Consider the following 24,688-nt stretch of genomic DNA (forward strand, 5'->3'; position numbering starts at 1 on the left):
CACCAGCCGTCACCGAAGGGCCCTCGAAGGCGTGTCCGGGTAGCGTGCGGCGGCCCTCTGGCGGCAGCATTGCCACGTGCCCCAACCCTCTCCCCTGGCAGCCGCCCAGCACCGGGCCCTCGCCCTGCGTACCGCTGGCGACCTCAGCTCCGCCCGGCAACTGCTCGCGGAGGCCGTCGGTTCCGCCCGCCCGCCGTACGGCCAGGACCACCCCGAGGTGCTGCACACCGCGCACCTGCTGGCCCGCCTGCACCGGGAGGCGGAGGACCCGCTCGCCGCCCGTCGGGTGCTGGAGGAGGCGTTCGCGGCGGGCGAGCGGCGCTGGGAACACTCCGACCCGGTGATGCTCCCGCTCGCCTTCGAGCTCGCCGAGGTCGCCGAGGAGCTGGGCAATCGGCACGAGGCCCGCCGCAACTACACCCGCGTCGCCACCGCGGGGCCCGCCGCACTCGGGGAGCACCACCCGGCGGTACGTGCCGCCCGCCACTACCTCGGTGAGGCTGCACCAGGGCCGGCCGAGCGGCACGGCTCGCCGCCGACACCCCACCCGGTCCAGGCCACCGCAGCGACTGATTCCGGCACCCGGTCGGCACTGTCCGGCCCGACCCTGTCTCTGGCGACCCTGGCCGCGATGCGGCCGGGAGCGGGCGGCCCGGCCGCCGCGTCACCGTGGGCTCCGCCGCAACAGCCGCCCACGCCCCGGTCAACCCCACCGGTGGTACGCGCGCCCGCCGCGTCCACCGGCGCCGGCGCACCACCGGCAGCGGCTCCCGCCCCCCGGGTTGCGCCGGCCCAGCCGCCGGTGCGGTCGGTGTCGACCTCCGTCGCGCCACCGCAGCCCGGCCCGCCACCCACGCCGCCCGCACCTCCCGTGCCGCCGCGCCAGCGCGCCGCGGAGCAGCAGCCCCGACCGGCGGTAGATCCAGCACCCCGGCCACCGGCGGAGGGCCAGCCGACGAAGCCGGCGTACCAGGTCGGACAACAGCCGCCACCTCGGCAGCCGTCCGGCTCGGCGATACCGCCGCGTCAACGGACAGGCGACCAACCGACCCACTCAACGGTCGACGCGCCGTCCACACCGCCGACTTCCTCCGCCCAGGCGTCAGCCGCCGCACCGCCCGCACCGGCGGCCCCGCCGGGTCCGGCGCCCCGCTGGGACAACCCGACGATCCGGGTCCGGCAGATCGAACCGCTGCTGGCCGAGGAGGCCGCTCGTATCGCGGCCACCCGCGTCGGCGCGGGCGGGTCGGGCAGCGCAAGCAGCGCCGGGGCGGCGCCGCCCCAGCAAATCCAGCCCGTCTCCGCACCGCCCGGGCACCCCTACCCGGTATCCGGACCGCCGGCCCACCTCTACCCGGTATCGGGGCCACCTGGCTACGCCCAACCCGTCTCCGCGCCACCCGGCCAGCCGTACCCGGTCTCCGGCCCGCCGGCCCAGCCCTACCCGGTGTCGGCAGCACCAGCTCAGCCCTATCCGGTGTCGGGGCCTCCCGGCTACGCCCAACCCGTCTCCGCACCGCCCGGGTACCCGTACCCGGTGTCCGCGCCGCCCGGCTACGGCCAGCCAGTCTCTGGAGCAGGCCACCCCTATCCCGTGTCCGAACCGCCGGGCCAGTCCTACCCTGTGTCGGGGCCGCCCGGTTACGGTCACCCGGTCTCCGCGCCCCCGGTGAGCGCGCCGCCCGTACCGCCCTGGGGGTTGACCGCGCCGCCGTGGAGCCGCACCGCGCCGTCGCAACCACTGCCCACAGCGGACGGCGAACCGGCAGCCCAGACCCCCATGGACACGGACGGGACCGACGGTGAGGTCGAGCCCGGCACGGTAGCTCCGGCGAGCGCGCCGCCGCACCAGGCGGGCGTCGACCCTGCCCAGAGCGAGGTGTTCCCGCCCGTCCGGTCGTTCAGCAGCGACCCGGCCAGACCCGACGTAGGCCCGAGCCAGCCGACCGCCGCCCCGTCGAACCAGGCCGCCCGGCAGCCCGGCCCCGTCGCTGCTCCTGCCGAGTCGGCACCGTCATCCTGGCCACCGGGCGCCGACCCGGCCCCGATGACGCCGACCGCACCAGGCCCCGGGGGGTACGCCGAGCCGGTGTCGACTCCACCGGCGGCCACGGGGCCTCCCCCGGGTCCGTTCACGTCACCTGCCGACGCAGCCTCGCCCTACCCTCTGCCGCCGACCGCCCCGGCGTCCCGACCGACCCCAGAGCCCTATCCACCTCAGGAGCAGTACCCGGCCCAGGAGCCATACCCAGGCCAGCTGTACCACCCCGGCCAGGAGGCGTATCCGGCCCAGCAGTACCAGCCGGGTCAGCAGTACCAGCCAGGCCAGCAGTACCAGCCGGGTCAGGACGGGTACCGGTCGGCGGCGTACAGCGATGAGGGCGGGTCGACGGGCCGCAGCCGAGCGACGCTGATCGCCGCGGTGGTGGCGGCCGGTGTGGCCGTGGTGGGCGTGGCCGGCCTGGGCGCGCTGGTTCTGACCCGCGACGACTCGCCACCCTCGACCGGGACCGCGCCGGCGGCCACAGCTCCGGCGCCGGCCGGGCCTCCGCCGGGCGACCTGAAGCTGCGGGACGACTCCGTCACGATCACGCTGAGCTGGACGGACCCGTCCGGCGGCTCGGTGCCGTTCATGGTCGCCGGTGGTCGGGCGGGGCAGGCGCTGGGAGTGATGGCCACCGTGGACCCGGGCCGGCTCAGCTACACGGTCAACGGGCTGAACTCCCGGGTGGACTACTGCTTCACCGTGCTGGCGGTCTACTCCACCGACAACTTCGCCACCTCGGGACAGGTCTGCACCCAGCGGGAGCGCGCCACCCCAACGAGCTGACCCAGCCAGACCGGCCGTCACCGAGCTGAGCTGGGAGTCCACAACGCACACGCTCGGTATCCACAGGGGTGACCGTGCGGGTTCCCCCGTCACCGGCAGAGCCATATGATGGCACCCGGCTCAGGGGAGGGGTCGCCGCGAGGCGCGCCACCTGCCACGACTCAGGGGAGGCAGCCGGCTGTGGCCAGCATCGACGATGCCGTGGAGACCGACACCCCCCGTTCGCGGTCCAGGCTGCGCGGCGGGCTGGTGACAGTTGGCACGGTGACCGCGCTGCTGGCCGCCATGGGGCTGACCGTCCTCGGGCTGGGCGCGGCCGACAACGCGGTCGCCAACTACGACGCGAGTTCCTGGCTGTGGAGCGCGGCGCGCAGCGAGCTGGCCCGGGTCAACGGGGTCACCGCCCGGGTCGACACCCGCACCGAGGTCGCCGGTGCCCGTCGGCACCCGATGCAGGTCACCCAGACCGACCGGCTGCTGATCCTGCGTGACCTGCAGACCGGGCAGGTCAGCTCACTGGACCTGGCCACCCTGCAGCTCACCGCGACCACCCGGACCACTCCCGGCCTTGGCGTGAGTGTCGCGCTGCACGAGGACGCGGCGTTCGTCGTCGACGCCGTGCAGGGCATCGTGCGGCAGCTCGATCCGCGTTCGCTGACGCCGGTCGGCGAGCCGGTGCGCTATCCCCCGGGCATCACCGGCGGCACCTTCGACGGGGAGGGCCGGCTCTGGATCGCGGTGCCCAGCGAGGGCACCGTGTCTGCGGTCACCGCCGCGAAGCTGCCGTCCGCGCCGGCCTCGGCCGCGCCCGCCGGCGGCGGGCTCAGCCCGGAGCGGGTCGAGACGTACGAGGTCGCGGAGGCCAGCCACGATCTGGTGGTCTCCACGCTGGACGATGGGGTGGCGGTGCTCGATCGCACCGCCGGGAAGCTGGTGCGGGTGCAGCGCGGCGAGGTGCGCCCGACGCCGCTGACGTTGACCGGGCCGGCGGCTCTGCCGGCCCGCACCAGCGGGCCCCGCATCCCGGTCACCGTGCCGGCCGAGCGGCGGGTGCTGGTGGTGGGCGATGCCGGCGAGGAGCGGGCGTTCACCGTGCCGGGCACCGGCGAGCGGCTCAGCCCGGCGGTGGCCTGGGCGGACCGCTTCTACTGCGCCGACGAGGCCACCGGCACCATCTACTCCTTCGACGCGGCCGGCCAACTGGTCGACACCGTCCGCGGTCGGGCGAACGGGCCGCTGGAGCTGGAGGTACGGGAGAACCACCTGTTCATCAACTCCCCCGACTCAGCGACGGCGCGCGTGGTGGACGACAAGCACCAGGTGCGCGAGGTCAACAAGTACGCCAACGACGTGCTCGGCGGTGACCCGCCGCCGACTCCCCCACCGCCGCCTCCGCCGAAGAAGCCCCGGGTGGGCAAGCCGAGCGCGCCGCGCAGCGTCACCGCCGCCGCCGGCAACGCCCAGGCCCGGGTGAGCTGGCGGCCGGCCGCCGCGAACGGCGCCGAGATCATCAAGTACGTGGTGCAGGGTGCCGGCCAACGCCTGGAGGTGGGCGCCAACCAGCGTGCGGTGGAGGTCAAGGGTCTGACCAACGGCGAGACGTATCGGTTCGCGGTGCACGCCGTCAACGCCAAGGGCGACGGCCCGTCGCGCAGCAGCAACCCGGTGACGCCGACGGCGGCGGTGCCCGACCCGCCGGCCAGCGTCACCGCCCAGGAGCGGCCGGACGGCACGGTGCTGGTGAAGTGGCCGGCCGCGAACGGGCAGGGCAACAAGATCGCGAAGTACGCGGTGACGGCCAGCTCGGCGGGGACGAACGCGCCGGCCGGTGAGTCGACGAAGACGGAGCTGGTGGTGCCCGGCGGGGAGCTGGAGTTCGGCACCCAGTACGCGTTCACCGTGGTGGCGGTCAACGACAAGGGCGCCGGCTCGGCGGCCTCGCCGGTCAGCAACACGGTGGTGCCGTTCGCGGCACCCGGACGGCCGGTCGACCTGCAGGCCGGCACGGTCGCCAATCAGCCGGGCGCGGTCACGGTGCAGTGGGCGCCGGCCGAGGCGAACGGCCGACCGGTGACCAAGTACCTGGTGGACGTCGGTGGGCGCAGCAGCGAGGTGACCGACACCAGCACCACCGTCACCGGGCTGGGCAACGGCCAGAACGTCACGGTGAAGGTGAAGGCGGTCAACGAGGCGGGGCCCGGCCCGGAGGCGACCGCCACGGCCCGCACGGTCGCCGAACCACGGGTCACGGTGACCGGCTCGTCGGCGACCGCCACCTCGGCGACGGTCACGTTCACCGTGGACGCTGGCGGCGGTCAGGCCACCTGTTCGGTGAGCACGCCGGGCGAGCCGGCGAAGGCCGGGGCATGTTCCAGCATCACGGTGCCGGGCCTGACGCCGGGCACGGCGTACACGTTCACGGTGACCGCGAGCAACGCCGCCGGCAAGGGCACCGCGACCAGGGCGCAGGGCACCGACGCGCTGTACGGGATCGCGACCTGCAACAACGGGCCGAGCGGCGACCAGCGGACCTACTGCGACAGGGAGGTCGACGGCCGCAACGGCAACGAGATCTTCAGGGTCACCCGGCAGGACAACGACCAGCAGGAGGGTTGGGCGAAGCCTGGCACCCGGCTGAGGGCGTACTGCAAGAAGTCCGGTGAGAACGTCGACTCCTGGATCTACAACAACCAGAAGCAGAGCACCTGGTGGGTGCAGGTCGAGTACAGCGGAAAGAACTACATCCCCTGGGCCTGGCTCAACCTGGAGGGCGGCGACAACATCAACGTCCTGCCCACCTGCTGAACCAGCCAGGCAAGGAGCACCACCAACCGTGAACACCCACGAGCCGCTCACCCAGCCGGAGGTGCAGGGCTTCGCCGCCCTGGCCGCCCGGCTGGCCGAGAACATCAACGCGGTGGTGCTCGGCAAGCCGCAGGTGGTCCGGCTGGCGCTGACCGCGCTCTTCGCTCAGGGTCACGTGCTCCTGGAGGACGTGCCCGGCGTCGGCAAGACGACCCTGGCGCGGGCCATCGCCGCCACCGTGAAGGGTCAGTGGCGCCGGATCCAGTTCACCCCCGACCTGCTCCCCTCGGACGTGTCCGGGGTGACCATCTTCAACCAGGCGACCCGTGACTTCGAGTTCCACCCGGGGCCGGTCTTCGCCAACATCGTCATCGCCGACGAGATCAACCGGGCGTCGCCGAAGACCCAGTCGGCGCTGCTGGAGGTGATGGAGGAGCGCACGGTCACCGTGGACGGGGTCCGGCACCCGGTGCCGGAGCCATTCCTGGTGGTGGCCACCCAGAACCCGGTGGAGATGGACGGCACCTACCGGCTGCCCGAGGCGCAGTTGGACCGCTTCCTGGTCAAGCTCTCCATCGGCTACCCGGACGAGGCGGTCGAGGTGGAGGTGCTGCGCGGCGCGACCGTCCGCTCCCCCGAGGCGCTGACCCCGGTCACCGACACCGCGACCGTCGGGGAGATGGTGCGGATGGCCCGCCGGGTGCACATCGCCGAGCCGCTCTACGCGTACGCGGTCCGGTTGGCCGCCGCCACCCGCACCCACCAGCACGTGCGGGTCGGGGTGAGTCCCCGGGGCGTGATCGCGCTGACCCGCGCGGCGTGCGCGTACGCGCTGATCGACGGACGGGGTTGGATCATGCCCGAGGATCTGAAGGCGCTCGCCGAATCGGTGTTCGCGCACCGGCTGCTGCTCACCCCGGACGCCCAGGTGCGCGGGTTGACCGCCGTGGAGGTGCTGCGCCAGGCCATCGCCTCGGTGCCGGTGCCGCTGCCGTCGGGGCAGCCGGCGCCGGTGCAGGGCTGACCGGCAGCAGCGCCATGGGGATCACCGCCCGCGGAGTCGGGCTGCTCGCCTCCGCCGTCGTGCTGCTGGGCGTGGGTTTCCGGTTCGCGTACCCCGAGTTGACGCTGCTCGGTGCGGCGGCCGGCGCGGCCGTCGGCTACGCCGCGCTGACGGCGGCCTGGCGGCCCCGGCTGACGGTGACCCGTCGGGCCGACCCGGACCGGGTGGCCCGTGGCGAGGCGGCGAGCATGACGCTGACCGTCCGCAACACCGGCCGGCTGCGCTCGGCAGACCTGCTGGCCGAAGACCGGTGCGGGGCCCGCACGGTGCCGGTGCCGCTGCTGCGCCTGCGACCCGGCCGGGACACGGAGGTCCGCTACGAGGTGCCGACACATCGCCGTGGGGTCGTGCCGGTCGGGCCGCTGCGGGTGACCCGGCGCGACCCGCTGGGCCTGGTGGCGCTGGCCCGCCCGTACGGTGCGACGGCACCGGTCTGGGTGCACCCCCGGATCCACCCGCTGACGGCGGTACCGACCGGCGCGGGGCGCAGCCTCGACGGCCGGGTGGACGGGGTGCCGCACGGGTCGATCACGTTCGACTCGCTGCGGGAGTACGTGGTGGGCGACGACCTACGCCGGATTCACTGGCGGACCAGCGCCCGGGTCGGCGAGCTGATGGTGCGGGAGAACGTGGACACCAGCCTGCCCCGCCTGGTTGTGCTGCTGGACAATCGCGCCGCCGCACACCAGCGGCGGGTGGATGGGGTGGCGGAGTCGTTCGAGTCGGCCTGCGAGGCGGCAGCCTCGATCGTCACCGCCACGCACCGCGCGGACCTGCCGGTGCTGTTGCTGCTGGTCGCCCCGGAACCGGCCACCCCGGCCGAGCGGAGGCGCGGCGACCGGACCGGCGATGAGACGGGCGAGGACCCGGGCGGCGGGCACCCGCTCGGGCCGCTGGACCGGCTCGCCGCCGCCGAGCTCTCCGGCGACGACGACGCGCTGCGCGCGGCCACCACCCGGCTGCGGCAGGACCGGCTCGGCGACACGTTGATCTTCCTGACCGGGCCGGGTGGTCGGGGCGAGTTGGGCCACGTCGGCGCGCTGCGCGGCGCGTACCCCTCGGTGGTGGTCGGGGTGTTCGGCGCGACGGAGCCGACGCCGGCCGGCGCGACCGGCCTGGTGGTGGTCGACGCGGCCGACGGGGCGCAGTTCGCCGCCGAGTGGGACGGGGTGCGCCGGTGGTGACGGACGTCGGCCAGCAGCGGCACGGTGGTGCGAGCACCGTCGGCCCGGCGGGCCCTGCCACGAGCCCGGAACCGGGCGCACCGCAGCGGAACGCCGGGCCGGTGCTGCGGGTGCTGCGGGCGTCCGTCGTCCCGCTGGCGTTGATCGGCCTGACCGCGCTGGCCGGGGTGGTGCTCGGCCGGGTGTACGCCGGCGACCTGCTGACCCGGCTGGTGATCGGTGCCGCGGCCGGGTCGGTGCTGGTCAGCGTTGCCGCCCGGCGGCTGCCGTCCTGGCTGGTGGCGCCACTGTCGGTGGCCGCGATGGCCGGCTGGACGCTGTGGTCGCTGCGGCTGGCCGCCGCTCGGGCGGATCTGCCTGGCGGCCTGCTGGAGGTGACCGCGGACGCCGCGCGCAACGGCATCCCCCGGCTGCTCACCGCGATGATCCCGGTGGAGCCCACGCCGGACACGGTGCTGGTGCCGGTGGTCGCCGCCTGGCTGGCCGGGCTGGCCGGCGCGGAGGTGGCGCTGCGCACCGGCCGGGTGCTGCTGGGCTACCTGCCGGCAGCGGGGCTCTACGCCGCCGCCCTCTACGTGGTCGGCCCGAACGCCGAACCGGCGATCGGGGTGACGCTGGCGTTCGTCGCGGTCGCGGCGGTCGGCCTGGCGACGCCCACCGGTGTACCGGCGGCCGGGGGTGATCCGAGCGCTGACCTCGCCCCCCGGGTACGCGCGGCGGTGCGGGTCCGGCTCGCCATCACCGCGACGCTCGGGGTGGCGCTGGTGGTCGGGCTGGTCGCGCTGCTCGGCCCGGTGCTAGCCGGTCAGGTCGACGGCCGACCGGTGGACCCCCGCCGGTACGTGGAGCCGCCGCAGGTGCAGACGCTGGACGAGAACCCGCTGATCCGGATCTCCGGTTGGGCGCTGCACCCGGAACAGAAACTGCTCGACGTGAGCACGGTTCGTTCCGGCGCCCCGAGGCCGCCGGCCGGTGGCGTCGCGCCGAGCGCCGACAGCACCGGGCCGGACGGCGGCACCGAGGACGGGCCGGAGGCTGCGGACGGCGCCGGGGGCAGCGTGCGGATCCGGCTGGCGGTGCTCAGCGACTACGACGGGGTGACCTGGCGGGTCGGCGCGACGTACCGCAACGCCGGTCGGATCCTGCCAGCCTCGACGCCGGCCCGGGACAGCGTGGTGGAGACCGTCCGGCAGCAGATCACCGTGGCTGATCTGAGCGGCCAGTTGCTGCCCGCCGTGGCCACGCCCCGTGAGGTCAGCGGCGCCCGGGTGGCGTACGACCCGGCGACCGGGACGCTGATCCGGCCGGAGGGGCTGACGCCGGGGCTGCGGTACACGGTGACCTCGGCCCGGGAGCGCCCGGACGCCAACCTGCTGGCGACCGCGAACGTGCCGGCCGGCGCGGAGGTGGCCCGGGTGCTGCGGGTCGCCGACGGGGTGCCCGACCCGCTGCGACGGCTGGCCGCACAGCTCGCCGAGGAGAACGGCGCCCCGTACGCGCGGGCCACGGCGATCGAACAGTTCCTGGCCGAGCACTACCGGGTGGCGGCGGACGCGCCGAGCGGGCACGCGTACCCGAACCTGGGCTTCTTCCTCTTCGGACCACGCAACGGCGGCGGGCAGGAGGGCACCTCGGAGCAGTTCGCCGCGGCGTTCGCGGTGCTCGGGCGGCTGTCCGGGCTGCCCACCCGGGTGGTGGTGGGCTTCGAGTCCAGCGGGCAGGGGCCGGTACGGGCCGGCGACGCGTACGCCTGGCCGGAGGTGCTCTTCGACGGCCTGGGCTGGGTGGCGTTCGACCCAATGCCCCGCCCGGACAACGAGCCGAGGCCGGTGGAGGAGGACTTCCGCCCGACGCCTGAGGATCCGCCGCCGTCGGAGGCCCCGGCACCCACCGTGGAGCCGACGGCGTCGCCGGAGCCGGCCGCCGCCCCCGGCGGGTCGAGCGACCAGGGCGGTGTGTCCACCCCGGTGCTGGTGGCCGGCGGCAGCGGTGGCCTGCTGCTGCTGGTGGGGGCGCTGCTGCTCACCCTGTTGGCGATGCGCCGTGCGCTCACCCGCGCCCGGCTCGGCCGGGGTGACCCTGGCCAGCGCATCGCCGGCGCCTGGCGGGAGGTAACCGACGCGTTGCGGCTGGCTGGTCGGCCGGTCGGCGACGACCTGGCTGCCACCGAGGTGGCCGGGCAGGCCCGGCAGGCCCTCGCCGACGCCCGCACCGAAAGGGCCGGCGGCGGACGGACGGGCGACGGGCCGCCCACTCCGGACGACACCGCGACCCGCACCGGCGCCACCGAAAGCGGCGGCGTCGACGAGTTGGCCGACCTGCTCAACCGGGTGGCCTTCGCTCCCGGCGCGGCGACTCCGGACCAGGCGGCCCGGGCCGCCGAGGTGTCCATCGCCTACGTGTCGAGCCTGCGCTCCGCCCGCCCCTGGTGGCGCCGCGTCATCTGGTCGACCCATCCCGCACCCCTGCGCCGCCGCACGGCGACCGACCCACCCCGGTGATCAAGAGGTTCGCGTCACCTCGGGTCCGTTTCCTGACGCAAACCTCTTGATCACCGGCGGATAGGTCGGGGTGGAAGGGGGCGGGTCAGGCCGTTAGGCGGCGGACGAGCTTGCGGAGGCCGGCCTGCCAACCGTCCGGGTCCTCGGCGCGGCGGCGCGCGTAGTCGGCGACCTCCGGGTGCGGCAGGATCAGGAAGCGCTCCTCGGCCAACCCGGCGATGGCCGCGTCGGCGACCTGGTCAGGGGTGAGCACCGCGCCGGAGGCGGCGATCACCCGGGCGCCCAGGTGACCCTCGACGATCCCGCCGGCGAGCATCGGGGTGTCCACTCCCTGCGGGCAGAGGGCGCTGACCCGGATGCCCCGGTCCCGGTAGGTGATGGCCAGCCATTCGGCGAACCCCACCGAGGCGTGCTTCGTCGCGGTGTACGCGGCGTCGCCCACCGCGGTCAGTACGCCCGCCGCCGAGCAGGTGTGCAGCAGGTGGCCGCCGCCGCGGGCGAGCATCCCGGGCAGCACCGCGCGGGCCGAGTAGACGTGGGCGAGCACGTTGACCCGCCACGCCCGGTCCCAGCCGGCGTCGTCGACCTCCACTCCCCCGCCGGTGGTCACTCCCGCGTTGGCGCAGAACAGGTCGATCCGGCCGTACCGTCGCTCGGTGTCGTCGACCAGCGCGCGGACCTGATCCTCGTCGGTGACGTCGAGTGTGGTGGCGTGCGCGACCGGGCCGATGCCCTCGGCGACCGCGCGGGCCGCGTCGCCGTCCAGGTCGGCGATCACCACGGCGGCGGCGCCTTCGGCGGCGAACCGGCGGGACAGTGCCGCACCGATGCCGCCAGCGCCGCCGGTGACCACCACGATCCGGTCGGTGAGGTTCACGCGGACGCTCCTACGGGGTCGGTGCCCAACTGGGCGATGAGGGTGGTCAGTGCGGCCGCCCCGCCGGCGGTCACCTCGGGGGTGGGCAGCAGCGCGAACACCGGCACCTCCACGCCGGCGTCGGCGTAGCGGCGCACCTGGGCGCGGCACTGCTCCGGTGAGCCGTGCAGCACCAGCGCGTCGACCACCTCGTCCGGCACCGCCGCGCTGGCGCCACGCCGGTCACCGGCGGCCCAGGCCTCCCACATGGGCGCCAGCACCTCGTCGCGGCCGAGCCAGCGGTGGAACTCGGCGTACGCCGGGACGGTGAGGTAGCTGGTGATCAGCCGGCGGCCGAGCGTCCGGGCGTACCCGGCGTCCTCGGTGGGGCAGACGAAGATCCGGGCGGCCACCTCGAAGCCGGCGCGGCGCTCGCCCAGCTCGGCCAGGGCGCGGGGCACGTCGTCGGCGCTGAGCCAGTTGAGGATGACCCCGTCGGCCTCGGCGCCGGCCAGCCGGAGCATCCCCGGGCGCAGCGCGGCGAGCAGGATCGGCGGCGGCACCGCGAGCGGCCTTTCCAGGGTGAACCGGCGCACGGTGAAGGTGTCGTAGACCTCGTCCACGGTCTCGCCACGCAGCGCGGCGCGCAGGAAACGCAGAACGTCCCGGGTCCGCCGGAACGGCTCGTCGAACCGCACCGCGTTCCAGTCCCGCACCAGCACCGGCGACGACGCGCCGATGCCGAGCGAGAACCGGCCCGGCGCGGCCTCGGCCAGCGCCGCCGCGCTCATCGCCAGCAGCCCGGGCCCCCGGGTGAAGACCGGGGTGATGGCGGTGCCCAACCGCAGCCGGGGCTGCCAGGCCGCGGCGAGCGCCAGCGGGGTGAACGCGTCGGTCCCCGCGACCTCGGACGACCACACGTCGGTGAACCCGGCACGGTCGAGCGTCGCGTAGACCGCGGCATGGTCGGCCAGCGGGATGCCGCTCAACGGCACCGTCATGCCCCATCGATTCGTCACCGATCGATCGTGCCCGTTGACGGGGCCTGCGAGCAAGATCCCCGAACCGGGCGGATTTGCCGGTATCGGGCCGCCGGGGCTGTCGCACGGTGCTACGACTGCCAGGTGGACCGGACCGACGGCACAGGCCGCTGACCGTGGATTCCAGGGGAGTGGGACGCCTGGAGCCGTTACCCGCGGCGGCCGCCCCCAACCGGGCGACCTTCCTGGAGCTCTTCTTCGACTTGGTCTACGTCTTCGCGCTCACCCGGATCTCCACGCGCGCGTTCGAGGATCTGAGCCACGATCTGGATCGGGTGCACGGCTGGGGGGCGGTCACCGGGGGCGGCAAGACACTGCTGTTGCTGCTCGCCCTCTATGCGGTCTGGCAGGGCACCGCGTGGACGACCAGCCGCTACGACCCGTACCGGGTGCCTCTGCAGACCGTGGTGATGATCGCGCTGGTGTGCAGCCTGGTGATGGGGGTGGCGATCCCCCGGGCGTTCAGTCAGACCGGGATGATGTTCGCGGTGGCGTACGTGGTCGCGCAGGTCTCCCGGCCGCTGATCCTGGTGATCGCGCTGGGACCGAATCCGCACCGCCGGCTGAAGGTGCGGATGGTGGTGGTGTTCGCGGTCAGCGGAGTGTTCTGGATCGGTGGGGCGATGCTGCCCACCAACGGGAAGGTGATGCTCTGGACGGTGGCGCTGCTCATCGAGTACCTGGCCGCCCGGGTTGGCTGGCCGGTGCCCGGGCTGGGCCGGTCGACGGTCTCGAAGTGGGACATCGCCGGGGAACACCTGGCCGAGCGCTATCAGCAGTTCTTCCTGGTCGCGCTGGGCGAGACGATCCTGGTGGCCGGCTTCGCGTACAGCAAGGGGCCGTACCAGGCTTCGCACGCGTGGGCGTTCGCGCTGGCGCTGGCCACGTCGATCCTGCTGTGGCGGATCTACATCCAGCGCGCCGGGCAGATCCTGGGCGAGGCCGTCGCGCAGGCCCGGCACCCGGCCAGCATCGGCCGGTCCGCGGCGGACACCCACCTGCTGATGGTGATCGGCCTGGCCGCCACCGCGGTCGGCTACGAGCTGATCATCGAGCATCCGCTGGACCGGATCCCCGGGTCATGGCTGACCATGGTGATCGGTGGGCCGGCGCTGTTCCTGGCCGGCCGGGCCCGCTTCGAGTACGAGGTGTTCGGGCGCGTCTCCCCGTCCCGGTGGATCGCCATCCTGGTGCTGGCGGCAGGGGCGGTGCCGCTGCTGTTCCTGCCCGGTCTGGTCGCCACCGCCGGCGGAGCGCTGGTGCTGGCCGCCGTCGCGGTCACCGACGCCCGCCGGGCGCACGGCGCCCCACCGGAGGCCGCCGCGACGCCGTTCTGAGCCATCGGCGGAGGGCAATGTGATGCCGGCGCGGCAGGTTAGTCTCGGCGGGTGACCTTCTCCCTCGTCGCACGCTCCGCCGACGACCGCCTGCACGGCGTCGTCGTGGCCAGCAAGTTCCTCGCCGCCGGGGCGCTGGTGCCGGCCGCGGCGGCCGAGGTCGGCGCGCTGGCCACCCAGGCGCACGTCAACCTCGCCTACGGTCCGCAGGGGCTGACTCTGCTGCGCACCGGCGTGGCCGCCGCCGACGTGGTGGCCGGCCTGATCGCCGCCGACCCCGAGCGGGAGCACCGCCAGCTCGGCGTGGTGGGCACCAGCGGTCCGGGCGCCAACTGGACCGGGCCGGCCTGCCACCCGTGGGCCGGCGGGCGGACCGGCGACGGCTGGGCCGCGCAGGGCAACGTGCTCACCGGCCCGGAGGTCGTCGACGCGCTGGGCGACGCGTGGCTGGCCGGGTCCGCGCTGCCATTCGCCGAGCGGCTGGTCGCCGCGCTGCGCGCCGGTGACGAGGCCGGTGGCGACCGGCGGGGCCGGCAGAGCGCCGGCCTGCTGGTGGTCGAGCGAGGCGGCGGGTACGGCGGCCGCAGCGACGTGCTGGTCGACCTGCGGGTCGACGACCACCCCGACCCGGTCGCCGAGCTGGGCCGGCTGCTCGCCGTGCACGCCCTGCTGTTCAGCCGGCCCGACCCGGCCACCCTGCTCGACCTCAGCGGCGCCGTCGCCGACGAGGTGGCGGCGCTGCTCAGCGCGCTGGGCCACCCGGTGACCGACGACGGGCCGGAGGCGGCACTGATCTCCTGGGCCGGTTTGGAGAACCTGGAGGAGCGGCTGGTGCCGGGGCGGATCGACCCGGTGGTGCTGACGCACCTGCGCGGCGTCGCCCCGCACGTGCCCGCGCCCCGTTCGGCCAGCTGACCGGGGTCAGCGGCCGAAGGCGAGCCAGCGGAAGCTGGCGGCGTCGATCGCGGCCCGTTCCGGGCCGGTCAACGACGCCCGCCCGGTGGTCTTGCGGATCAGGGTCAGTCGATCCCAGCGCAACTCGGCCGGCACCGGTCGCCCGCCGGTGAGCAGGTCGGCGATGACCGTCGCCGCCTGCGGGGTGAGCCACGGTGGCCGGTCCAGCGCGGCGGCCAGGTCCAGGCCGTGCACGCCCACCTCGAGCACCCTGGTCCGCAGAAACTCGGTGACGCGCATCGCGTCGCCGTGCCGGGTCCGGACCACCCGCCCGGACGGGGCCGCGGCGACCGCCGCGTCGGCGGCCCGCCAGGCCCGGTCGAACTCGGTCGACAGCGCCGCCCGGTCCACCTGCCGCGCGTCCCGCCGGCCGCCGGAGATCCGACCGGCGTCCACCTCGGGGGTGAACTTCGCCGCGCCGAAGTAGCCGGCGGCGTCCACCTCGGCGCGCGGCGGGGCCGGCGCGGCGAGCATGTCGGTCAGCCGGCCGGCGCCGGTACGCACGTGCGCGATCAACTCTCGAACCGTCCACGGCGGGCAGTCGGTCACCCGGTCGAGGTCGGCGTCATCCAGCTCGCCCAGGATTTCGGTGAGCCGTGCGCACTCGGCGCGGAACGCCGCTCGGACCGGATCCACTCGTCCGCTCAGCCCTTGACCCGGGGCACCAGCCGGTGCACGACGGTGAGCACCAACGCCATCACCACGGCCATCGTGCCGGCGATGCCGGCGGCGCTGCCGGCGTACCCGGCGAAGAGCGGCCGGCGGGCCAGCTCGTCCGGGCCGGTGCCGCGCAGGTCGACGAGCCAGGACAGGGCCAGCCCGCAGGCGATCAGGGCGATCGCGCCGGCCGCCCCGAGCAGCAGCGCGGCGAGTCGGTGCGCGTCGCCGGGGGCGACCTCGGCCTGCTCCCGCTGGGTGATCAGCAGGAGCAGCCCGGCCAGCGCCGCCCAGACGCCCACCACCAGGTAGGCGGCGACCGCGTCGCTGGGTCGGTGCCAGCCAGCGGAGAGGGTAGCCACCCCGGCGACGGCGGCGTAGCCGGCAGCGAGGAACGCACCGACGGCCCGCACCTTGGGCGGCAGCACGAGCACCAGCGCGACCGCCACCGACGCGGCCACCGTGGTGTGGCCACTGGGCAGACTGTTTCCCACCGCCGCACGTTCCGGATCGAGGCCGTAGTCCGGCCGGCTCAGCCCGTACTTGAGCAGCTGGGTGGAGACGTTCGCCCCGGCGATCAGCAGGGTGGCGGCGATGGCCAGGGCGATCCGCCCCCGGATGAGGGCGATGAACCCGATCATCGCGGTGGCGGCCAGCAGGGAGACCACCGACATCGCGTTGAGGAGCTTGTCCACCGGGCCATCGATGCGATCCTGGCCGATCCGGTTACCGGTCAGCGCGACGGTGTCGATCCACTGGCCGATCTCGGTGTGCACGGCCACCCGCCAGACGACAACGAAGACGACCGTCTGGACAAGGGCCAGCGCGACCAACCAGACCGCCGTCCAACCCCTTGCCGTCGCCCGCATCCGCACACCGTAGCGGCCGGTGTCGGCCGACCGGCCGGTGGCCCACCGACGGCTGGCGGCTAGGTTGGGACGGACGCGAGGAGGTGGCGGTGGGCGGCACACCGGAACGGGACGCCGGCCAGGCCGCGCCCGACGCGGACAAGCGGACCGGGGTCGACCCGAGCCCTGACGGGCCGGCTCGGGCCGAGTCGTTGGCGGACCTGCTGGGCGGCCGGCGCGGCGCCATCGATGCCACCCTGCCGCCGCTGGCGTTCGCCGCGGGCTGGCTGCTCGGCGGCGAGTCGCTGGGGGCCGGGGTCGGCGCGGCGGTGGCCGTCGGCGCCGTGGTGGCCGGCGTACGGCTGCGTCGGGGTGACCGGCCGCGCTCGGTGCTGATCGGGTTGCTCGCCGTCTGCGTCGCGGCGTTGATCGCGGTGCGTACCGGCCGGGCTGAGAACTTCTTTCTGATCCAGGTGCTCTCCAACGCCGCCAGCGCGCTGGCCTGGACGGTCAGCATCGTGGTGCGGTGGCCGCTGCTCGGGGTGCTGGTCGGTGCCGTGTTGGGCCAGCGGGCGCGGTGGCGGCGCGACCCAGCGCTGCTGCGCGGGTACGGCCGGGCCAGCTGGGTGTGGACGGCGACCTACCTGCTGCGGTTGGCGGTGTTCGTGCCGCTGTTCCTGAGTGGACAGGTGCTCGCGCTGGTGGTGGCCCGGGTCGCGCTGACCTGGCCGCTGGTCGCTTCGGCGCTGGCGCTGAGCTGGGTGGTGCTGCGCCGGTCCCTGCCGGCCGGGCACCCGGGGTTGCGTCACCCGGTCACCGCGGAGTCTGCCGCGCCGCCCGCCTGAACCGGACCCGGCAGGGGCGCTGGTGGGCATAAAAAGAGGAGAGGCCGCCACGGGGGGAGCGGCCTCTCCGGTGACGTACGTTACTCCGTCACCGTCTTCGGCGTGATCCCGTGACCGCCCGAATTTCTGGGCTTTTTCGCGACAGCCTCCAGTCCGGGCGGTGGGGTGGGCCGGCCGATCCGCTGCGTTGGCCGGATGGCCGGCCCACCCCGGCCTGACCGTGGGTGTCAGGCCGTCCGCCGGCCGGGTCCCGTCGTTCCCCCGGACCCGGCCGGAACCCGGGGTGGGCGGGGCACGCTGCCCACACCAGGGGTGCTGTCAGCCGTTCGGGAACGGGTTGCCGTAGTCGGCGTACGCCATGGCGACGTCGCTGCGCACAGAACCGGTGGTAGGTCAGCTTCTGGGCCCTAGAGGACCGAGCTTGCGGATCGTGAGGCCGTGCTGGGTGCACGGGTCACGCCGCGTTCGGCAGGCTGGCTGCTGCCCAGCCTGTAACACCGCGTGCGGCGATGTTGCGGGCTGCGTTTCGGTCGGCGTGCTCAGCGAAGCCGCACGACCGGCAGTGGAAGGTGGATTGGTTGGGCCGGTTGGCCTTGGCGACGTGTCCGCAGGCGGAGCATCCCTGCGAGGTGTACGCCGGGTCGACGTGCACGACCGCCACTGCGGACCGCTTCGCCTTGTAGGCGATGTACTGGCCGAGTTGGTGGAACGCCCACGAGTGCAGCGTGACCCGCTGGGGCCGTCGGAGCCGTACCCGGTCGCGGATGCCGCCCAGGTCTTCCAGGGCGATTCCGCGGCCGGTGCGTTCGGCCTCGGTCACGATGCTCTTGGCGATGCGGTGGTTGGTGTCGGCGGCGAACCGGGATTCCTTGCGGCGGCGTTTCTTCAGCAGCCGTTTGGCGGATGTGGTGCCGATGGTCTGGAGTTTGGCGCGCAGGCGCTGGTTGCGGTGCCGGACCCGGTTTGTGGCTTTGCCGCTGTGGTGGCGGCCGTCGGAGTCGGTGGCGAGGTTGGCGATGCCGAGGTCGACGCCGAGGAACCCGTCCGGCTCCTTAGTGGGTGCGTCGGGGATGTCGCAGGTGGTGTACAGGTACCACTTGCCGTCGCGGCAGATCAGGTCCGAGTCGCCGTGGCGGTGCGTGACCAGGAGGGCGTGCTGCTGGTCGGAGCAGCCGAACAGGATCGGCCCGGCCCGTCCGGTGACGGTCCAGATCGACACGGTCCGGTCGGTCAGTCGCCAGGAAAGGCAGCGGTCGTCGTACGGCTGGGCCGCGTCCCGGCGGAACTGGATCGGCTTGCCCTCTGCTGCCTGCCGGCGTTTCGAGCCGGCCGGGCCGAGGGTCCCCGCCCGGATGTTGGCCTTCAGGGTGGCGTACGCCCCGGCGACCTTACGGGCGACGTGGATCGCGGGCTGGGCCGACAGGCCCATGTCCTTCAGTTGGCCGTAGGTGAGCCGCTGCAGCGACCGCTTGGCGAACACCCGCCGCTGATACGCCTGGGTGGAGGCGACGTTTGCGGCCTCGTTGCACAGGTCCAGGGTTGCCCGCAGCGCCGCATGCTGGGCGGCGTCCGGAAACAACCGGACCTGCACGACGATCTTCACTAGGCGCCCTGGTCGGCGTAGTCCACTTCGGCGGCCATCGACTTCGGCCACCGCCGCCAGGCAGCCCGGTCCGCTTCGTCTTCGGAGCAGCGAGTCACGGTCGTCAGGTGGGTCACGGCGCCGTCGATGTAGAGCGCAGCCTGATCAACCGTGCCGAGGTCCGGGGCGCCGTAGCCGAGCCGCGCCAGTTCCGCGACCAGCTCTGCGGCCCGAGCCTCGCTCGCCTGCTGCACGCGGGTCGCGTGCCGGCGGCGCGCCTCGGTCAGCCAGCCGGGCCTGCTGTCACGCAGCGACCGGACGTCCCTCTTCGTCCAGGGATGGTCGAGTTTCGGCAGGTCCGAGTAGTCGATGCCGAGGGCCTTGGCGGCCAAACCCGGCTTCACGGGCTTGTCCAGTTTGGCGAGCATGACCACACCGTAGCATCTTGTCCATGTCACCACGATGGACGCCAGATCCGGATGTTCGCCGAGGTAGAAGCGTTGTCTACAACCTGCAGGTTCATCTTGTCTTTGTCACCAAGTATCGGCGTGGCGTCCTCAACGACGCGATGCTCACCCACTGCGAACAGGTCATGCGGAACGTGTGCGCCGACCTGGGCGCGGCGCTGCGCGAGTTCAACGGCGAGGATGACCACGTGCACCTGCTCGTGCACTACCCGCCGAAGCTGTCGATCTCCACGCTGGTCAACCGGCTCAAGGGCGTCTCAGCGCACTACCTACGCGAGGAGTTCACCGGCCGGATCAACCGGCACATCATGCACGGCCACCTGTGGTCGCCGTCGTACTTCGCCGCGTCCTGCGGCGGCGCCCCACTAGAAGTGGTCAAGGAATACATCAAAGAACAGAAACATCCCGGTCCGTGACGCGACTCCTCCCGGCCCTCGAGGACCGGGATTCTCGCTACATCCGGTTGAAGCCGATGTTGGCGGTGGCGCCGGCATCGAGGTTGCCGTTCCACGACTCGTTGGTGGCGGTGACCTGGTTGCCGGTCTGGCTCCACCGTGCCGACCAGCCCTGGGTGACCCGCTGGTTTCCGGGGAAGCGCCCAGCCGGTGAGCGGGTCGCCAAGGCTCTTGATCGTCATGTTGGCGCTGAGGCCGGTGCTCGGACCCGCGTCCACGCGATCTGGCTCCTGTCGCGTTGAATCGACAGTGTGCTATGGAAGCGCTCCCACAGCAAGCGTGCGGCAGGCCGAATCAGAGCCTTGTTTCGATCTCGTTTTGGGTCTTTCACAAAGGCGTGACGGGCGTTACAGTCGCAGCATCGTCGATGGGAGCGCTTCCATCGACAAGGTTCCAACTAGAAGATCACCGGGACCGTCTCTGACGGGCCCGGTGAACCAGCCCGAGGGCCGACGACGGGCCAGCCCGGACGCCGTCGTCAGCCATCGTCCCGCCACACGGAGGGAGGTGGAACCAGAGCCACTCGCGTGGCCCGGCTCCCGCGCGACACGCACGGCAGGACCCAAATTCCGCCCGTGTGTGTGCAGTTACGGTGGGGACGGGGGTTGCCCTCCCCCGTCCCCACACTAAACCCCCGTACACGATGGGAAAAGAGGCTGACGGGACAGGCGCGCCGCGCCGCCCGGTCGGCCTCGTTCGCTGTCCGGGGCCCGCACCCCTCAACCCGCCACTCCCGGCCGACACGACGGCCGGCTGACCGGGCTCGCCGCCCCTGACCTATCATGGGAGCGCTCCCGAATCTCGGCGGTGGCCCCGTATCCACGAGGAGAATCATGTCGATACCTACCGGGCCCGCCGGCCCGCTGCGCTTTCCCCGCGACTTCGGCTGGGGCGCGGCCACCTCCGCGTACCAGATCGAGGGCGCCGCAAAGGAGGACGGCCGCGGCGAGTCGATCTGGGACACCTTCAGCCGCACCCCCGGGCGCACCCGCAACGGCGACACCGGCGACGTCGCCGCCGACCACTATCACCGGTACGCCGAGGACCTCGACCTGATGCGCGACCTCGGGCTACGCAGCTACCGCTTCTCCATCTCCTGGCCACGGATCCAGCCCGACGGCACCGGCGCGCCCAACCAGCGCGGGCTCGACTTCTACCGCCGCCTCCTCGACGGCCTGCACGAGCGCGACATCGCGCCGATGGCCACCCTGTTCCACTGGGACCTACCCCAGGCCCTGCAGGACGCCGGCGGCTGGGAATCGCGGGACACCGCCCACCGCTTCGCCGACTACGCCGACGCGGTGTTCCGCGCCCTCGGCGACCGGGTGCCGGCCTGGCTCACCATCAACGAGCCCAAGACCGTGGTGCAGAACGGCTACCTCAGCGGCCACCACGCCCCCGGCCGGCAGGACCCGGACGCCGCCTACCTGGTCGCCCACCACCTGCAGCTCGCCCACGGACTCGCGGTCCGCGCGCTGCGCGCCGCCGGCGGCACCGGCCGGATCGGCCCGGCACTCAACCTGCACCCCTGCTACCCCGCCGACGACTCGCCGGACGCGGCCACGGCCACCCGCCTCTACGACGGCTACGAGAACCGCCTCTACCTCGACTCCCTGCTCAAGGGCAGCTACCCGGAGGACGTGCTGGCCGACCTCGGCCCACAGAGCCGGATGGTCCGCGGCATCCGCGACGGCGACCTGGCGGTCATCTCCTCGCCGGTCGACCTGCTGGCGGTGCAGTACTACACGCCGATCTACGTCACCGCCGACGGCCGCACCGAGCAGCGCTGGCCGACCTCCGAGGCCGAGTGGCAGCAGATCTACCCCGACGGGATGTACGACATCCTGACCCGGGTCACCCGCGACTACGGCCCGATCCCGCTCACCGTCACCGAGAACGGGCTGCCCACCCCGGACGCCCTGGCCGCGGACGGCACCATCGACGACCCCGGCCGGATCAGCTTCCTGCGCGACCACCTGGCCGCCGCCCACCGGGCCATCGCCGACGGTGTGCCGCTGGAGAGCTTCCACGTCTGGTCGCTGCTGGACAACTTCGAATGGGCCGAGGGGTACGACCAGCGGTGGGGACTGGTCTACGTGGACTACCCGACCCAGCGGCGAGTGCTCAAGCGCAGCGCCCACTGGTACCGGTCGGTCATCGCCGACGGCGGCCTCTGAGCGGGCCGCCCGGACGGCCGGGCCCGGACGGCTCGGCTCCGTTGAGCCGGTGACCGTCCGGGACACGGCCGGACCATCAGCGGGGCAGCGCCTGCTGCAACTCCGCCCGCAGCGCCGGGGTGAGCATCTCCCCCGCCTGCTTGGCCAGCCGGGCCATCTCGTAGCCCACCACGCCGATGTCCGCGTCCCCGGCGGCCAGCGTGGCCAGAATCGACCCGTCCCGCACCTGCATCACCAGAAAGTAGCCTCGACCCATCTCGACCACCGTCTGCTTGACGACGTCATTGTCGAACATCTGGGCCGCGCCCGCGGTGATGCTCATCAGGCCGGAGGTCACCGCGGCGAGCTTGTCCGCATGGTCGCGGGGCAGGTTGTCGGAGAGCGCCACCAGCAGCCCGTCGGAGGAGACCACCACGGCGTGCGCCACACCCGGCACCCGCTCCGCGAACGCGCTCACCAGCCAGCTCAGGTCCCGTGCCTCCTGGCTCAACGTCGTCACTGTCGTCGTCCCCCTTCGTCGTGCCCCCCGAAGGGTGGCACGGGTATCTCGGTGGTGTCCTCGGCCTCAGCACGCCGTACCCCGCTGTAGAGCCGGGAAAGCATGCCACCGACCGCCTCCGGGTCCAGATCGTCGCGCGCCGGCGCCGATTCCGGCCGGGCCGGGCGGGTGACCGCGGAGAGCTGTGCCATCGGTACCCGCATCGGCAGGCCCCGCTCGTTCGTACCGGCGGTCACCGGGATGGCCGGCGGCACGACCGGCCCCGCCCCCGCCGGCCCGACCGGACCCTCCGGGGACCACCAGCCGCCGCCGTTACCCGACCGCGCCGGGGCGAGCACGTCCCCCGCCCGGACCGACCCCTGGCGGGGCACGGCGATCCCCGGCGGGCGGCCCGCCACGGGCAGGTCCAGTGGCGCCACGGCCGGCCCGGGCACGCCCGCCGCCCGGGTGGCCCCAGGCACCCGCCGGGCTCCCACGCCCCGAGCCGCGCTCGTGGCCAACATCCGGGCTGGCGCCGGCGGATCCAACTCCACCGCCCCCGCCGGGGCCAGCAACGCTGCGGGCAGCACGAGCCGGGCGACGAGACCATCCTCGCCGCCGTCCAGCCGCACCCGCACGCCGAGCCGGGCGGCCAGGTGGCTGACCACGAACAGACCCATCCGCTCGACCGCCGCGACGTCCGCGGCCGGCGGGCTGGCCAGCACCACGTTCGCCTCAGCCAGCGCGGAAGGGCTCATGCCCAGGCCACGATCGGCGATCTCGATCAGCGCGGACACGGCCTCGACCCGGGCGGTCACCACCACGACGGTGTCCGGTCGGGAGAAGGCGGTGGCGTTCTCCAGCAGCTCGGCCAGCATGTGCACCAGCTCACCGACGGCGTGCCCGACCAGGTGCACGTTGCCCACCGACTCGAGGCGGACACGCTGGTACTGCTCGATCTCGGCGGCGGCGGCCAGCAGCACCGCGCCGAGGCCCACCGGCCGGTTCCACCGGCGGGTGGACTCCGTGCCGGCCAGCACCAGCAGGCTCTCGTCGTTGCGGCGCATCCGGGCGGCCAGGTGGTCGAGCTTGAACAGGTTCTCCAGCTGGTCCGGGTCGCTCTCCTCGCGCTCCAGATCGTCCAGCAGCTCCAGCTGGCGCTCCACCAGCACCTGACTGCGCCGGGCCAGGTTGACGAACATCGCGTTGACGTTGCGGCGCATCAGCGCCTGCTCGACGGCGACGGTGACCGCGCTGCGGTGCACCGCGACGAACGCCTCGGCCAGCTCGCCGATCTCATCGAGCGAGCGGACCACCGCCGGCGGGACCTCAATGCCGGGCACCCCGCCGGTGACCGTCCGCAGCCGGTCCAGCGCGTCCGGCAGCTCGATCTGCGCGATCCGCAGCGCCTGGCTGCGCAACAGCCGCATCGACCGGGCGACCGACCGGCCGACGAGCAGCGAGATCAGCAGGGCGACCAGCAGCACCGCGACGATCCCGCCGACCACCAGCAGGGTGGTGCGCAGCTGGCCGGTGCTGGCGTCGTCGGCCTGTCGCACGGCGTCGTCCAGCACCCCCGCCTCGACCTGCCGCAGCAGCTCCTGGCGTTGCTGGCTGGCCGCCCACCACTGCTCCGAGGGCAGCACCTCGGGCGGTGCGTCACCGGCCGGCAGGCTGCGCTCCTCCAACCGGGTGGCGACCAGGAACAGCGGATCCACCGAGCTCTCGTCGTACCGGCGGATCTGGTCGCTGGTGGCGGCCACCCGGAACGCGCCGAGCGCGGTCAGTTGCTGGGCACGCAGGTCGGTGAGCAGCACCCGGTCCTCGGTGCCGTACCGGCCGGCGCGCGCGGCGGCGTAGAGCTGGGCCCGAACCCGCGAGGAGAGCTCCTTGACCCGGGCCAGCTGGACGTAGCGCAGCACCGCGTCGCTCAACGCCGGCCGCTCCTGACCCGGCGTCGGCTCCGCGAGCAGGTCGAGCAGCACGTCGACAGCCCGGTGGTAGTTGCTCAGGATGGTGTCGTTGCTGAGCACCGCCGGCGGGATCGCCGGCCGGATGTCCACCACCTGGTCGTACGCCTCCAGCACCTCGGAGAAGGCGACCCGCCAGGAGGCGTCGGCGTCGGCCAGCGGCTCGGCCGCCCGCCGCAGGTCCACAATGGCCCGGTCGGTGGCCGACTGCAGAGGCTTCAGGGCCGCGGCCGAGGTCTCCCGGTCGCCACCGCGGCGCAGCTCCCCCAGCTCCCCCGCGGAGCGGTCCCGCTCCTGCTGGAGCTGGTGCACCACCGCAGTGATCTGCCGGCCGATGCCCACCTGACGGGCGAAGTCGTTCAACGCCGTGGTCCGCCCCACCAGCGCGCTGGTCTGCACGCCGGCGAGCACCAGGAACGCCACCGACGGCACCACCAGAACGGTGGCCAGCTTGGTGCTCATCCGCCAGTCGCGCAGCCGGAACGGCGAGCGGCGCCGGTGGGGAACAACCCGGACATCGAAGCGACGCCGGCGATGGTTCGACACCGCGCCGTTCACCGGGTCGGGACCGACCGCCACCCTGCCTCCTCCGTCCTGCCGCGTCCACCGCGGTCCGGGGAGCGCAGTCCATCCAACCAG

The 24,688-nt window shown here is 73.8% G+C and carries 18 protein-coding genes and 1 pseudogene; 10 read left to right on the top strand and 9 right to left on the bottom strand.

What is annotated here, in order from left to right:
* The first annotated feature begins 76 nt into the window (after positions 1 to 76).
* The 5 genes from OG470_RS33170 (at position 77) to OG470_RS33190 (ending at position 10,383) form a co-directional block, all read left to right on the top strand.
* The gene (locus OG470_RS33170; protein WP_328418599.1) at positions 77 to 2,830 is read left to right on the top strand and encodes a tetratricopeptide repeat protein; all 2,754 of its coding nucleotides are present in this window, start codon (positions 77 to 79) and stop codon (positions 2,828 to 2,830) included.
* Between the two features lie 180 nt (positions 2,831 to 3,010).
* Positions 3,011 to 5,635, top strand: coding sequence for a fibronectin type III domain-containing protein (locus OG470_RS33175; RefSeq protein ID WP_328418600.1), 2,625 nt, complete (start codon positions 3,011 to 3,013; stop codon positions 5,633 to 5,635).
* Positions 5,636 to 5,663: 28 nt separating this feature from the next.
* Positions 5,664 to 6,659, top strand: a complete 996-nt coding sequence (locus OG470_RS33180) for an AAA family ATPase (protein ID WP_328418601.1) — start codon at positions 5,664 to 5,666, stop codon at positions 6,657 to 6,659.
* 14 nt (positions 6,660 to 6,673) lie between these two features.
* Positions 6,674 to 7,882 carry a DUF58 domain-containing protein gene (locus OG470_RS33185; RefSeq protein WP_328418602.1) on the top strand — a complete coding sequence of 403 codons (1,209 nt, stop codon included), beginning with the start codon at positions 6,674 to 6,676 and terminating at the stop codon, positions 7,880 to 7,882.
* A complete protein-coding gene (locus tag OG470_RS33190; protein WP_442931011.1) occupies positions 7,876 to 10,383 on the top strand; it encodes a transglutaminaseTgpA domain-containing protein in 2,508 nt (835 codons plus the stop codon). Before OG470_RS33185 ends, OG470_RS33190 begins: the two co-directional genes overlap by 7 nt.
* Before the next feature lie 85 nt (positions 10,384 to 10,468).
* On the opposite strand, the gene OG470_RS33195 is transcribed toward OG470_RS33190, so the two are convergent.
* Complete coding sequence (locus tag OG470_RS33195; RefSeq protein WP_328418603.1) at positions 10,469 to 11,260, bottom strand: SDR family oxidoreductase; 792 nt, start codon at positions 11,258 to 11,260, stop codon at positions 10,469 to 10,471.
* Positions 11,257 to 12,240 (bottom strand): LLM class F420-dependent oxidoreductase, encoded by a 984-nt coding sequence (locus OG470_RS33200; RefSeq protein ID WP_328426727.1) that lies wholly within the window; start codon positions 12,238 to 12,240, stop codon positions 11,257 to 11,259. The genes OG470_RS33195 and OG470_RS33200 overlap by 4 nt, the downstream gene beginning before the upstream one ends.
* A 170-nt stretch (positions 12,241 to 12,410) precedes the next feature.
* Between OG470_RS33200 and OG470_RS33205 the strand changes: the two genes are divergently transcribed.
* Together OG470_RS33205 and OG470_RS33210 are read left to right on the top strand one after the other, a co-directional pair.
* A complete protein-coding gene (locus OG470_RS33205; RefSeq protein ID WP_328418604.1) occupies positions 12,411 to 13,616 on the top strand; it encodes a low temperature requirement protein A in 1,206 nt (401 codons plus the stop codon).
* 51 nt (positions 13,617 to 13,667) lie between these two features.
* Entirely contained in the window at positions 13,668 to 14,531 is an 864-nt protein-coding gene (locus OG470_RS33210; RefSeq protein WP_328418605.1) for a DUF1028 domain-containing protein, read from the top strand.
* A 6-nt stretch (positions 14,532 to 14,537) separates the two neighbouring features.
* On the opposite strand, the gene OG470_RS33215 is transcribed toward OG470_RS33210, so the two are convergent.
* Together OG470_RS33215 and OG470_RS33220 are read right to left on the bottom strand one after the other, a co-directional pair.
* On the bottom strand, positions 14,538 to 15,206 hold the full coding sequence (locus tag OG470_RS33215; protein WP_442931012.1) for a maleylpyruvate isomerase N-terminal domain-containing protein: 669 nt from the start codon (positions 15,204 to 15,206) through the stop codon (positions 14,538 to 14,540).
* A gap of 8 nt (positions 15,207 to 15,214) precedes the next feature.
* Positions 15,215 to 16,102, bottom strand: a complete 888-nt coding sequence (locus tag OG470_RS33220; protein ID WP_328418606.1) for a phosphatase PAP2 family protein — start codon at positions 16,100 to 16,102, stop codon at positions 15,215 to 15,217.
* Positions 16,103 to 16,296: 194 nt separating this feature from the next.
* Between OG470_RS33220 and OG470_RS33225 the strand changes: the two genes are divergently transcribed.
* Positions 16,297 to 16,920 carry a DUF3159 domain-containing protein gene (locus OG470_RS33225; RefSeq protein WP_442931228.1) on the top strand — a complete coding sequence of 208 codons (624 nt, stop codon included), beginning with the start codon at positions 16,297 to 16,299 and terminating at the stop codon, positions 16,918 to 16,920.
* A gap of 454 nt (positions 16,921 to 17,374) precedes the next feature.
* Here OG470_RS33225 and OG470_RS33230 read toward each other — a convergent pair whose 3' ends face one another.
* Positions 17,375 to 18,523, bottom strand: coding sequence for an RNA-guided endonuclease InsQ/TnpB family protein (locus tag OG470_RS33230; RefSeq protein WP_328418607.1), 1,149 nt, complete (start codon positions 18,521 to 18,523; stop codon positions 17,375 to 17,377).
* Entirely contained in the window at positions 18,523 to 18,930 is a 408-nt protein-coding gene (locus OG470_RS33235; RefSeq protein ID WP_328418608.1) for a hypothetical protein, read from the bottom strand. Before OG470_RS33235 ends, OG470_RS33230 begins: the two co-directional genes overlap by 1 nt.
* Positions 18,931 to 18,953: 23 nt before the next feature.
* Between OG470_RS33235 and tnpA the strand changes: the two genes are divergently transcribed.
* A complete protein-coding gene (gene tnpA, locus OG470_RS33240) occupies positions 18,954 to 19,385 on the top strand; it encodes an IS200/IS605 family transposase (RefSeq protein ID WP_328418609.1) in 432 nt (143 codons plus the stop codon).
* Between the two features lie 46 nt (positions 19,386 to 19,431).
* Here the strand turns inward: tnpA and OG470_RS33245 are convergent.
* Positions 19,432 to 19,624, bottom strand: a pseudogene (locus tag OG470_RS33245) (cellulose binding domain-containing protein); the annotation flags it as partial.
* A gap of 633 nt (positions 19,625 to 20,257) precedes the next feature.
* On the opposite strand from OG470_RS33245, the gene OG470_RS33250 reads away from it, so the two are divergent.
* Positions 20,258 to 21,601, top strand: coding sequence for a GH1 family beta-glucosidase (locus OG470_RS33250; RefSeq protein ID WP_328418610.1), 1,344 nt, complete (start codon positions 20,258 to 20,260; stop codon positions 21,599 to 21,601).
* Positions 21,602 to 21,677: 76 nt separating this feature from the next.
* Here the strand turns inward: OG470_RS33250 and OG470_RS33255 are convergent, their stop codons facing one another.
* A complete protein-coding gene (locus tag OG470_RS33255; protein ID WP_442931013.1) occupies positions 21,678 to 22,100 on the bottom strand; it encodes a roadblock/LC7 domain-containing protein in 423 nt (140 codons plus the stop codon).
* Positions 22,097 to 24,628, bottom strand: a complete 2,532-nt coding sequence (locus OG470_RS33260) for a nitrate- and nitrite sensing domain-containing protein (RefSeq protein WP_328418612.1) — start codon at positions 24,626 to 24,628, stop codon at positions 22,097 to 22,099. The genes OG470_RS33255 and OG470_RS33260 overlap by 4 nt, the downstream gene beginning before the upstream one ends.
* Positions 24,629 to 24,688 lie beyond the last annotated feature (60 nt).

Source organism: Micromonospora sp. NBC_00389 (assembly GCF_036059255.1).
In the GTDB taxonomy this organism is placed as follows: domain Bacteria; phylum Actinomycetota; class Actinomycetes; order Mycobacteriales; family Micromonosporaceae; genus Micromonospora.

Coding starts and splice junctions, on each gene's coding strand:
- OG470_RS33235 (WP_328418608.1), bottom strand. CDS start 18,930: ATGCTCGCCAAACTGGACAAGCCCGTGAAGCCGGGTTTGGCCGCCAAG.
- OG470_RS33250 (WP_328418610.1), top strand. CDS start 20,258: ATGTCGATACCTACCGGGCCCGCCGGCCCGCTGCGCTTTCCCCGCGAC.
- tnpA (WP_328418609.1), top strand. CDS start 18,954: ATGTCACCACGATGGACGCCAGATCCGGATGTTCGCCGAGGTAGAAGC.
- OG470_RS33185 (WP_328418602.1), top strand. CDS start 6,674: ATGGGGATCACCGCCCGCGGAGTCGGGCTGCTCGCCTCCGCCGTCGTG.
- OG470_RS33200 (WP_328426727.1), bottom strand. CDS start 12,240: ATGACGGTGCCGTTGAGCGGCATCCCGCTGGCCGACCATGCCGCGGTC.